The organism is Paenibacillus sp. OT2-17, assembly GCF_009827695.1.
GTDB lineage: Bacteria > Bacillota > Bacilli > Paenibacillales > Paenibacillaceae > Paenibacillus > Paenibacillus polymyxa_B.
In genome coordinates this window covers 1-11,443 of record NZ_WUDQ01000093.1, presented here as the reverse complement: position 1 = coordinate 11,443, position 11,443 = coordinate 1, and the positions used below count along the sequence as shown (strand labels likewise).

Annotated in this window: 10 protein-coding genes and 1 pseudogene; 3 read left to right on the top strand and 8 right to left on the bottom strand. The window is 46.7% G+C overall.

The genetic code is table 11. The annotated features are described in order from the left end of the window. Positions 1-454, top strand: a 454-nt coding sequence (locus GRP75_RS13010; RefSeq protein ID WP_160789506.1) for a GNAT family protein, incomplete at its 5' end; no start/stop codon positions are given. Beyond that, positions 436-1,662, top strand: coding sequence for a YheC/YheD family protein (locus GRP75_RS13005; RefSeq protein ID WP_160789505.1), 1,227 nt, complete (start codon positions 436-438; stop codon positions 1,660-1,662). The genes GRP75_RS13010 and GRP75_RS13005, both read left to right, overlap by 19 nt. 103 nt (positions 1,663-1,765) lie before the next feature. Here the strand turns inward: GRP75_RS13005 and GRP75_RS13000 are convergent, their stop codons facing one another. From GRP75_RS13000 to GRP75_RS12990, 3 genes and pseudogenes are all read right to left on the bottom strand, one after another. After that, a complete protein-coding gene (locus GRP75_RS13000; protein ID WP_013309571.1) occupies positions 1,766-2,467 on the bottom strand; it encodes an HAD family hydrolase in 702 nt (233 codons plus the stop codon). Between the two features lie 84 nt (positions 2,468-2,551). Then, a complete protein-coding gene (locus GRP75_RS12995) occupies positions 2,552-3,214 on the bottom strand; it encodes a class I SAM-dependent methyltransferase (RefSeq protein WP_160789504.1) in 663 nt (220 codons plus the stop codon). A 25-nt stretch (positions 3,215-3,239) separates the two neighbouring features. After that, a pseudogene (locus GRP75_RS12990) lies at positions 3,240-6,046 on the bottom strand (methyltransferase domain-containing protein). Positions 6,047-6,481: 435 nt separating this feature from the next. On the opposite strand from GRP75_RS12990, the gene GRP75_RS12985 reads away from it, so the two are divergent. Continuing rightward, positions 6,482-7,552 carry a glycosyltransferase family 2 protein gene (locus GRP75_RS12985; protein ID WP_160789503.1) on the top strand — a complete coding sequence of 357 codons (1,071 nt, stop codon included), beginning with the start codon at positions 6,482-6,484 and terminating at the stop codon, positions 7,550-7,552. Positions 7,553-7,801: 249 nt separating this feature from the next. Here GRP75_RS12985 and GRP75_RS12980 read toward each other — a convergent pair whose 3' ends face one another. The 5 genes from GRP75_RS12980 to yfkAB form a co-directional block, all read right to left on the bottom strand. Further along, positions 7,802-8,371, bottom strand: coding sequence for a manganese catalase family protein (locus tag GRP75_RS12980; RefSeq protein WP_013309567.1), 570 nt, complete (start codon positions 8,369-8,371; stop codon positions 7,802-7,804). Between the two features lie 33 nt (positions 8,372-8,404). Continuing rightward, complete coding sequence (locus GRP75_RS30310) at positions 8,405-8,854, bottom strand: spore coat protein CotJB (RefSeq protein ID WP_023987893.1); 450 nt, start codon at positions 8,852-8,854, stop codon at positions 8,405-8,407. Position 8,855: 1 nt separating this feature from the next. Continuing rightward, entirely contained in the window at positions 8,856-9,080 is a 225-nt protein-coding gene (locus GRP75_RS12970) for a spore coat associated protein CotJA (protein ID WP_025722540.1), read from the bottom strand. 240 nt (positions 9,081-9,320) lie between these two features. Continuing rightward, positions 9,321-10,670, bottom strand: coding sequence for a hemolysin family protein (locus GRP75_RS12965; protein ID WP_160789502.1), 1,350 nt, complete (start codon positions 10,668-10,670; stop codon positions 9,321-9,323). A gap of 108 nt (positions 10,671-10,778) precedes the next feature. Next, positions 10,779-11,443, bottom strand: a 665-nt coding sequence (yfkAB, locus tag GRP75_RS12960) for a radical SAM/CxCxxxxC motif protein YfkAB (protein WP_160789501.1), incomplete at its 5' end; no start/stop codon positions are given.

Below are 11,443 nucleotides of genomic sequence, written 5' to 3'. Positions count from 1 at the left end.
GTTGCTGTTTTTGGCCCGCAGTTCAGGGGGCATGCGCATTACTCGTAATGCTCTGCGGCAGTTGGCAGTTTTAACGCCCGAGCTATTGAACACCCCTGGCTCCTCCCTCCTGTGCGCATATGTGCGCACGGAGAAGGGGCTGCGGATTGCGGGATTTTCCCTCGCTCTGAATTACGGGAAGGATGCTTGCATCGTAATTGTTCGTCCGCTTTACCGGGGCCGCAGACTGGGCGCTAGACTGCTGTCCGCCCAGCTCAAACAGCTGCGCCGTCTGACGTGCAGCGTAGCCGCCGACAATATGTCCAGTCTCAAAACCTGTTTCCGCGCTGGACTTGTTGCGCACGAAATGACGACTGGACCGACCGGGAAACCCACGCTGATATTTCACGGGGAGTTATCCCAAGATAAGCAGACGGCAGAGGAAGGTGGAATGCTGTGCCAAAACCTGTCCTAGGCATCATGACCTTGTATTTGAACAACAAGAAGCAATTGGAGGAGCGCGACATATATGAGCGCATGATTGCAGAAGGGAAAAGGCTGGGACTGGATATATATGTATTCACTCCTGCAGATGTCCACAAGGATCGCAGGCTGCTCCTTGCCCAAATCTATGATCCACACAGCGGAAAATGGACCCGAAAATGGCGAGAGTTTCCAGATATGATTTTCGACCGTTGCCGGGTACAGCGCAGTGAGCGATATCGTCAGTTGAAGCAGTTCCGATTGCAATACACAGACCTTGTATATTTAAACCGACCGCTGAGTAACAAGTGGGTCATTCATCAGCAGCTTGCGAGGAGGTCTGCCTTTCGCGCCCATTTGCCTGCAACAGAGCTGTTCAGTGGATTTCATAGTGTAAAACGGATGCTTAAACAGAATTCACTAGTGTACCTCAAGCCGATTAACGGTACGGGAGGCCGCGGCATTTTACGTATTGAACCTGTTAACAAGCAAGGAGGCCTGTATCTGATTGAGGGCCGCAATCGCAAACGCCATATTATTCCCCAGCAGCGGGTACGTCTAGACCGTCTGGAGCCGCGTCTGAGCAGCTGGAACATGGATAACTACATTGTTCAGGAAGGCATTCCTGTGCAGTTGCCGAATGGCAGAGTCCATGATTACCGTATGCTGGTACAGAAAAATAGCCAAGGAGTATGGGAGCTAACCGGATGTGCCGGGCGAATCGGGGCACATCGGAGTGTCACTTCCAACCTGCATGGTGGAGGCAAGGCGGTACCGATGAGCCAATTGCTGACGCAATGGATTCGTGATGAAAGCCATAGAGAGAAAATCATCAAGCAAGGGGAAAAACTCGGACTGGACATCGCTGCATATCTGGAAGAAAGCTACGGGGCATTGTGCGAGCTTGCGCTCGATTTGGCAATTAATAAGGACGGTCATATATACGTGCTGGAAGTCAACCCGAAGCCAGCCCGTGAGGTCTTTTCACGTATTGGTGAAAAAGAAACCTATCGCCGTTCCATCGCCAAGCCCATGGAATATGCTTTGTGGGTCTACCACACACAAATTAATCCTAAGCCTCAGACGGACTACAAAGCAGAAGATAAAACAGAAGATAAAGCAGAAAATAAGACAGAGAATAAGACAGAGAATAAGACAGAGAATAAGACAGAGAATAAGACAAAGGAAGGCTCCACGTAAAGTGGCTGCCTTCCTTTCTTTTTTCGTCTGCCCGACAGTACCAGCATGTTTTAATTATATGGTGCGTCGAGCCTATTTATAACCAATTACCTGTGTTTCACAGTTACTCGGCGTTTTTATAAAGTGTAAGCAGTTGCGTAAAGTCTGTAATAATCGCATCGGACCCCTTCAACTCATCGTTCACACCAAATCCAGCATAAGCGCAACCGATCACCGTCTGTCCGTTCTTTTTGCCTGCTTCCACATCTGAGGAACGATCTCCTACCATCCATACGTTCGAAATATCGTGCTTGCTCAACAGAATTTCCAGCAAATTCACTTTGGAAAGCGTGCTGTACTCCCCAGCACTGTACAGTCCTTCAAAAATGGGAACCATTTCATACGCAGCAGCGATCCCCTTTACATAGTCCTCCAGCCCGTTACTGGCTACGAACAATCGAACACCTTGCTCATGAAGGGTCTGGAGTGTTTCTTTTACATGTGGATACAGGGCATGACTTCCGTTCTTCAATCCTTCCAGTTCCAGCTGAAGCAGCAGCTCGTCCGCTCTTCTATGGGCCGCTTCGCTGGCTTCCGGCATCACTCTTCTCCAGATTTCATCCAGCAGCATGCCCAAACTATTCAAAATAAGCTCCTCGGGAGGAGTCTCTCCTTCATAAAGCCCTTCGGCGCGCAGCGTATCAAACAGCTTGTGGTACGCAGGAAGCAATAGCGTCTCCGTCTGAAAAAGTGTACCGTCCATATCAAATACCATAGCCTCAGGTTTCTTCAACACAGGTGCATTGTTCATGTAGTTATCAGTCATTCCTTTCCTATGTAGGTTTACAACTCTAACCCCTCTCATGATAAGCAATAAGAGAGGTCCGTGTAAACCTCATTGCGCATACCGCTAACTCTTATATTTTTTTAAAACAGTCCTGAAACAATGCAAACCACCCCACATATCCGTGTGTAAAGCACCCCGTGGAAGCTTGAGATCCACACCATTCCAATACGAAAATCCCGCCTGCTCTATCCATTGCTCCATCGCTGACAGGTCCACTGTAGGGTAATCAAACGTCAGCAGAAGCATTCCGTCATCGCGTAAGGTCCGGTGAAATTCACGTAAGGCTGCCAAAGATTCATCAGGTGTTAAATGCTCCAGCACCGAAATACATACAATTTTGTCAAAACTGGCATCCTCATAGGGCAGAGCCGTCAGATTGGCATGTGCGGAGTGGAGCCGAACTGGCAAAATCTCCTGAATGCGCTCGGCAGCCTCCTCTCCGATATCCCGCCGCACCTCGGCCAAAATGGCATCCACGGAAATGATCCGAATATCCAGATCGCAGGCATAGACCTGAGCGCAACGGCGGGCCAACTCAAATTTGAATGGATGTGGGATTCCACATGCTGCGTCCAGCACTGTATCTTGCCCAGACATAAATTGAAGACACCACTCATACTCATAGGGGCGACTCCACCAGCTTTGGGGGAGTCTGTAAATCATGCTGGAGGAGCTGGGATCAGAATATACAAAAAAGCGAGACAGATACGGGTCAGACATGTTCATGGATGCTGCCTCCTTTTAGGGATGATTAAATTACTCTTGCGACACAGCACAGTTCATGACCCCGTTTCTCGCCTTGAAGTTTGGCTAACAATCCCATTTGCTCCGTAAAGGCAAGCTCACCGTACAAAGGATGGGCTTGCAGCAGGGCATCCAAACCAGAGGGAAGTTGGCGGGTGAACATAGCCACTGGGCGGAAGCCAGACTTTGCTAGTAAGAGCGCAAGCGTGTGCTCAGAATAATGATACAAATGATCTTCCTCCGTAAATAAAGGCGAATAAACACCATAAGCCTCATTGGTGAACGAGTTTTTGTTGGGCACCGTAATATATAACGTTCCGTCAGGTTGAAGCTGTTCGCCTAAATCTGTCAAAAATGTAACAGGGTCCGCAATATGCTCCAACACATGCCAGCATGCTACGGCCTCGTATTTATGATCCAGTGCTAAGTCAGTATCTTCTTCTGCTTCTTGTTCTTCATTCAATTCCTGTATTTCATGTGCTTCTTCGGTTTGAGTATCTTCTTCGGCTTCATCGCCCCAGTAACCCGGCAATAAATCCACGTCATATTTGTATTTGGCGTAAGCACGCGAGTCTATGGAAGGTTCAATGCCCACTGCATCCCAGCCGGCTTGAAGGGCAGCATGGATAAATTCTCCGGTACCTGATCCAATCTCAAGCAATTTTCCTTTACCGGTACTGAACATATCCAGCAGCATGAGTCCAAAAGGGCATGATCTCCATAAGTTGAAGTTGCTGCACTATCCCGCATAGCAACCCATTCGGCATTATAAATTTTTGCAATCATATCCTCTGGCTGTATATGATCCACATCATTACGAAAAACCAATCCGCAGGAGCCGCATCCCATCAAGGTAAAGCGTTCATAGCTATGAAATACTGCCGTGTCGGATGAGCCACACAGTTTGCATTTACTATAAAGTAAGTCCTTTGTTTCACTTTTTATTTGTAGGTCGGAATTATTAATAACCTGGACACTCGCAATCTCAGCAACATCCATGGCGTTCACATCATCGGCAGCTTCATACTCTGGTGCAGTTTCTTTTTCTGCATTTATGTTGTCCTGATCTACCCAAAGCGTGAGTCGGGGGTTCGGGTCCAAAATAGATTCATATTGCTCTTTCCAGCCATAACGAGCACTTGGATCAAGCAACTGGTATCGCTGAAATTTGGCCATGCGAATAGCAGGTGTACACCATCCCCAATGCTGGATGCGGTAGTTGCTGATTTCACTGGGTAGGTCAAGCACATTTTCGGGAAATCTCCCACAGTGCAAGGACTGCTCCTTCCATTTATAAGAAAACCCTTCCTTATATCGAATTAAAAAAGGACGGTAATACTGATGAGCCTGCCAATAATCATCATCGCGATAATGCGTGGAAGTCCACATATCAAACAACCTGAAACAAATCGTATCCGCTTTCGTTCCCGCTAACAACGAATGTACCCCTTGAGCAAAACGGGATTCGAACATTTCGTCAGCGTCCATGTTTAATATCCATTCGGGAGAGGATGCCAACGTCTCTCTCCACTGCTGTTTTCGCAGCTCTAATTCATTGGTAAAAGAAGCTGTTTCATTGCGTATTAAACGCAATGGGATTCCCTTCAGGATCTCACGGCACAACTCTCCGCTATCATCCTGACTGCCATCATCAATAATGACCGCTTCATCAATATATTCCCGATGACTCCGCAGCACGTCAATGAGCTTGCGATCTGCCTCATTGTATACCGTCATGGTCAGCGTCAATTTGGGTTTGGAGACAGGCGGCGTATGAAGTTCACTTTGTCGTGGACCAGAGAATGTTTGTGGTACAGCAAAAGAATCTGCAGTGTACTTGGCAAAGACAGCTGACTCACGGAGATCATAAGGTATAACAGGAGGTTCAGAGAACTTAGAGGGACTTGATGATGCAGAATGATTGAAGGCAGGAGAGTTAGTAGAAGTATCGGAGTGATCCAGATATGCTAAATGTTCTGAATGGTCCGTATGAACACCACTCGTTGTAAAATACTTTAGGGTGAATAGTAGCTGCTCTGCCTTTATTCTATCCGCTTCCCGGTACAGATGCATCGCCGGATAGTGTGTATCCACAAAAAGTGGAAATCCAAATGCAGCTGCCCGAATACAGAAATGTCGATCTTCTCCCCAATAGGAAACGTTTTTGATTTTACCAAAGTGAATCCCTGCTTCCAGTGCACGTCTGCGGATTAGGGTGCAAGCGCCTAGACCACCCACCTCGTACAAACCAGGAACGTGCAATTGGTGTATGAAATGCAACTCGCGTTGCGCTCGCTCCTCTGCCGACAACACTTCGCCTTCTTCACGATGGAACAAATTATATTCATCACTAACCCACACCTGAGGCAATAGAGGCCCCTCCGGCTGCCAGCGTGTCCAGAAAATCTCAGATACAATATCCTTCTCCGCCTCTACCAGTTTACATAAGGTACGGGAATGGAGAATCAGGTCTGAATCGACCAAAAACAGCGCGTCATAATTATGCTGAAGTGCATAATCAATAAGGCGATTTTTAAAATCAGCCACTTTCCAGACGAGGGCAGGCGGCCAATAATGAGTGTGCTCATCACTTCGGTTCTCCACTTGCTGTGAGCCTGTCAACAAGGGCAAAACCCTGCCTGGCAGTCGATTGGAAAAATCGGCAAGCCATTGGCTTGAAGTCGGATTGTCATTATCATCGACAAATAAATAATCGGGCAGCACGTCAGGTGCCTCCAGTCGCTCCAAAGCTTGAAGAAATAAAGACAATGTTTCCGGTTTCTGGTGCACCGGGCTACCGATTAGTATACGCATGATTCAACGCCTCCATCAGGTAGAAGCCTCATAAACCGTTCTCCCTCCATGTCCTAAGGCATACCATAATTGCGACCAAGCGATATGGGAGTGAGCGTGGTAGGAATGGACTTACACCTGGAAATATCAATGAAAACGACATCAATACAAAAATACAACCTTAAGATCCAGTTAACTGCCTTTTTTCTGTTTTTCACCTGTTTTCCAACTACATTTAGCCATCAAATTTATTTCCCGGTCGCACTTGATAATATCGAATTTCGCACAATCTCCTCCCCCTTCATATCAGACTTTGATTTTCTAATTTATTAGAGCAAGTTTGAATTTATGATCATTACACATCCTCTAAATGCTCCATCGGAATTACTACATAATGAGCAAGCTATCCTACATAAAATGGAGATTATATCAAGTTTTTTGGGAGGGACAAAGAGCATGGTAACTGTCAGCTTATGTATGATTGTCAAAAATGAAGAAGAAGCACTTCATACCTGTCTGAAATCAGTCCATGACCTGGTAGATGAAATCATTATCGTTGATACTGGCTCTACCGACAGTACCCAAGAGGTAGCTGCATCGTTCAACGCTCGGATATACCCTTTTGAATGGTGTGATGATTTTTCCGCAGCCCGCAATTATGCGTTTGATCAGGCAACACAGGAATATCAATTTTGGCTGGATGCCGACGACATCCTAGAAGAGCAAGACCGACTGGCATTTCTCGACTGGAAAAAACAAGCCACCGTCTCGTATGACAGCATTACGATGGATTATGTGCTATCTGTAGATGAACAGGGGCAGCCGCTGCATAAGCTCAAAAGAAACCGAATGGTGCGACGTGATCGTAACTTCAGATGGATCGGATTTGTTCACGAATTCCTGAATGTGACAGGCAGTACCTTTCACAGTAATATGGCGGTGACTCATAAAAAGACACGTGCTTACACTGATCGTAATTTGCATATCTATCTCAAGCATCGGGAGCAAGGCACCGCATTTTCTGAACGAGATCACTACTACTTCGCTAATGAACTTTATGATAACGGACGCATACTAGAAGCCATCCAGCAGTACAAACACTATCTGGGTCTAGATCTCGGATGGATTGAAGATCGGATTGCTGCTTGCTTTAAGCTAGCGGATTGCTACGCTCACCAGGGTCAAAAACAGGAGCAGCGTATGGCTCTGCTTCGCACACTTAACCTTGATGTACCACGCGCACAGTTCTGCTGTGCCTTTGGCAATTTGTTCATTGAAGATGAGCAGTATACTCAAGCCATTTACTGGTTTCGTCAGGCGACGCTGATAGAGCCTCCACAAGATGTGATGGCCTTAACCAATTCCTCGTACTATACCTGGTTTCCACACTTGCAATTATGCCTGTGTTACGACCGAATCGGTGACATCGAAAAGGCAAAATCGCATCATCGCATCGCTCAGTTGCACCATCCTACCCATCCAAGCGTGTTATATAACGAGCAATATTTTGCACAACTGAAGCAATAGGGATCAGAAAGACACGCCAGGGAAGGTCGTTTAATGTAGCCGGCCTTTTAGTCATCATGCCGATATGTGCTCGGCACGATACCCGGGCTGACAGCCTGCAATTTTTGGGGGCTTTTATTTTTGCCCCCTCATATATACAAATGCCCATTGCTACTCCTTGGGAACGACCATTTCATAGCTTAGATGACTTCAAAAGAAAAAAGTCTCCTGCAAGCTTAAGCTCACCAAGAGACCTTGTGTATCATTTTCTCAGAACACTTTCTTCCGGTCTCTTTCCCCCTTCAAAATTTCCACAGACTCATGGAAACGGAGCGAATGGATTATTTCGCGTTCACGCAGAAACTTCAGACTATCCTGCAAATCCACATCATCGGTTAAATCAATCAGCCACTGATATGTAGCTCTCGCCTTTTCTTCTGCCGCAATATCCTCATACAAATCCGCAATTGGATCACCCTTGGCTTGAAAATAGGTCGCTGTAAAAGGAACTCCGCCTGCGCTCTGGTAATACAGCGCATGATCATGCGCCGCATAATATTCCCCCAGCCCGGCTGCCTTCATTTGCTCTACACTCGCATCCTTGGTCAGCTTGTAAATCATAGTCGCAATCATTTCGAGGTGCGCAAATTCTTCTGTACCTATATCATTAAGTACGCCGATAACCTTATCCGGAATCGTATACCGCTGATTCAGATACCGCAAAGCCGCCGCCAGCTCGCCATCCGCTCCACCATACTGCTCCATAAGCAGTTTGGCCATATGAGGATCACATTTGCTGACACGTACGGGATATTGCAGTTTTTTCTCATATACCCACATTCATGTTCCTCCTTTATAAAAGGTTGTACCTACCTAGACCTGCCACGGCCAAGGAGTTTGGTTCCATTCCCAAGGATACTTGGAATAGGCACGGCCAAAATTTTGTAAAGGCCCATATAAGATCTGGTACTCGTTAGCAATCGCCGTTCTTTCCTGCGTCAGCTTATTGAACTGTTCGATAGCCTGTAAATCATCCGGGTGTGTATTGAGATACAAATTCAGTTCCACCAATACAAAATCTACCGCCTGAAGCTTCTCCAACAGCGCATAAAACTGGGCATCACCCGGCTTGGTTTGGGGCGTGCAGCCTTGGGCTGGGTTTCCGGCTTGACTATAGTCCTGAGCTTGGCTCTGATACTGGTTCTGGTATGAATACGGATTTGAATAAGGGCTTTGATATGGATTCGGCTGTTGATACCCACTCTCATGCTGAATTTGCTGTTGGAATGGGTTTGGGGACTGACCCTGTTTTGGATTCTCCATTCTATTCGCCTCCCCCCTGGTTTCTCATAGGCTCATAAGGGCTGTAAAGTAGAGGCCATAGTGTCCCCTTCGTCAGCGCCTCATCTGGACTGAATTGCGGTAGACCAGGGGGCTGAAATTGTACAAATAAGTTTGGCGGAAGCACATAAGTCTTGCACAGGACGGGTGGACACGGATCGAACGGGCCGACAAACGGGGCATACTCACCTTGCTGTGGAAATTTCACGGGCCGGGACCTCCTTTGATTGATCCATCTGCTTTACTATTCAACATATGCCGCATCGCCCAAGTCTCGAACAAAAAATCACAGATAAAAATAATTGTTCAAAGAAAATAACTATAGAACTGTTTCTAATCAAAAAAGAGCCTTTAAAACCACGGTACGTGGATCTAAAGGCTCTTTCTTCAGCACTCTATAATAACTTACATACCTCAACTGATCTTACCTATCTCTGTGGATCAGGAATCAATCGGTAGAAAGCTCATCTTCAATCACAGGCTCAGGCTTGCGGTGAATCTTCACTCTCATTATGCGAAGCCTTGTTGCTTCCTCCACCTCAAAGGTAAGGTTATAAAACTCAATTTTCTTCCCTTTCACCGGAATGCCTTCCAATTCCTTGAACAGCCATCCCCCGATGGAATCCACCTCGTCGTCTTCAATATTCACTCCAGTCAAATCATTGACATCCTCAATGAGCATACGACCGTCCACAGAGATGAAGTTCTCCTTCATTTCCACGCTCGGGCGTTCATCCTCAAATTCATCATAGAGATCCCCGACGATTTCCTCCAAAATTTCCTCCGCTGTCAGCAGCCCGGCCGTTCCGCCGTACTCATCTACCACGAGAGTCATTTGGAAATGTTTTTTCTGCATAAGGCGTAGCACGTGACTCACTTCCATGGACTCCGGCACATTCAAAATAGGACGTACCACCGAAGCCAGATCCAGTTGCTCTCCCTGCTCAGCTAGCAGAAGATCCGTAATATGGACAAAACCGATAATCTGGTCTTTATCCTCAACCGCTACCGGGTAACGGGAATGCTTGGTCTCGCTGATAATCTTGAGATTTTCCTTAAACGACAAATTCGTGTACAAACAATCCATATCTGTACGCGGCAGCATGATTTCGCGGGCAAGCAAGTCAGAAAAATCAAAAATATTATCCATCAGCTTAATTTCGTCCTTATCAATCACACCGCTTTTGGCGCTCTGATTCATCAATATACGAATCTCTTCCTCCGAATGAGCCGCTTCGGCTTCACTCGCCGGCTGAATGCCGAATGCACGCAACAGTAAATTTGCCGCAGCATTCAGTACCCAGATCACAGGCAGAAAGACCTTATAAAAAAGCAGCAAAGGCGCCGATAAAAACAACGCCACACCTTCGGTCTTCTGAATCGCTAAGGACTTTGGCGCCAGTTCCCCCAATACGATATGCAAAAAGGTAATTACGCAAAATCCGACGATAACGGATACCGTTGTAATCAGTGTACCGTCAGTTACACCGAGTTTGTGCATGAGTGGCTCTATCAGGTAGCCGGATATTGCTGGCTCTCCAATCCAACCTAGGCCCAATGAAGCCAGCGTAATGCCCAATTGGGTGGCGGACAGATAAGCATCCAACTTTTGGTTCACCTTCAGCGCATAGCCTGCCAGGCGATGACCCTCGCTTTGGAGCTGCGTCAATCGGGATTGGCGCATTTTGACCAACGAAAATTCTGCGGCCACAAATACACCATTTAGAAAGACAAGCAGCAGTACCAAGAGGAGATTCACAGCTAGCAATCCCCAATGAAACTCGGTATGACCATCCAATACGAACTCCCCATTTCTATAGTTTGCATTTTGCATCTTTTGGTTTGCAAGCAATTCAATCCAAATTTTATTGATTGGAAGTTGCTAATTAAAATCATGCAAAAATACTCATAATTGTAATGCTTTTCTTGATTTAAAGTCTATTCCTTTGTAGTACATATCCGCCACGAGCAGGTTCGGTCCACAACAGGCAGCGGCATCACAATGACAGTTCACAGTCTGATTCAGCGGATGCTCATTCAGCCATTCACCAAAAATATCGTCCAGACTGTCTTCCTGAATGTTTCCGAAAGCCGGAATGTCTGCAAAATCCGTCACATACACGCTACCCGTGAACATATTCACATTCACACGGTTTCTTCCGTCTGGATCATTACGCACCGTAATATTCGGTTCCTGACGCAAGCGGCGAAGCAGTTTACGGTCTTCTTCCCGATCCGAACAAGCAAAGAACGGTAATGTCCCAAACAACATCCACATGTCCTGATTACGTACATCCAGCAGCTTATGGATAGAGTTTCGCATATCGTCGAGTGAAAGCACAGGCAAAGCAGAGGCAAAATTCGACGCATACATTGGATGAACTTCATGCCGTCGGCATCCCATTTCGTTGATTAACTGATGAATGCCCTCCAGCTTCGTGTGTGTCCGATAATTAATCATGGATTCAGCTGAAATGAACATTCCCATTTCACTCAATCTGCGGGCATTTTCCATCATTTTTTCATACAGGCGAACAGCGCCCGCACGTGGAGTCGGCCGGCCGGTATTTG

Coding starts and splice junctions, on each gene's coding strand:
- GRP75_RS13000 (WP_013309571.1), bottom strand. CDS start 2,467: ATGACTGATAACTACATGAACAATGCACCTGTGTTGAAGAAACCTGAG.
- GRP75_RS12995 (WP_160789504.1), bottom strand. CDS start 3,214: ATGAACATGTCTGACCCGTATCTGTCTCGCTTTTTTGTATATTCTGAT.
- GRP75_RS12985 (WP_160789503.1), top strand. CDS start 6,482: ATGGTAACTGTCAGCTTATGTATGATTGTCAAAAATGAAGAAGAAGCA.
- GRP75_RS12980 (WP_013309567.1), bottom strand. CDS start 8,371: ATGTGGGTATATGAGAAAAAACTGCAATATCCCGTACGTGTCAGCAAA.
- GRP75_RS30310 (WP_023987893.1), bottom strand. CDS start 8,854: ATGGAGAATCCAAAACAGGGTCAGTCCCCAAACCCATTCCAACAGCAA.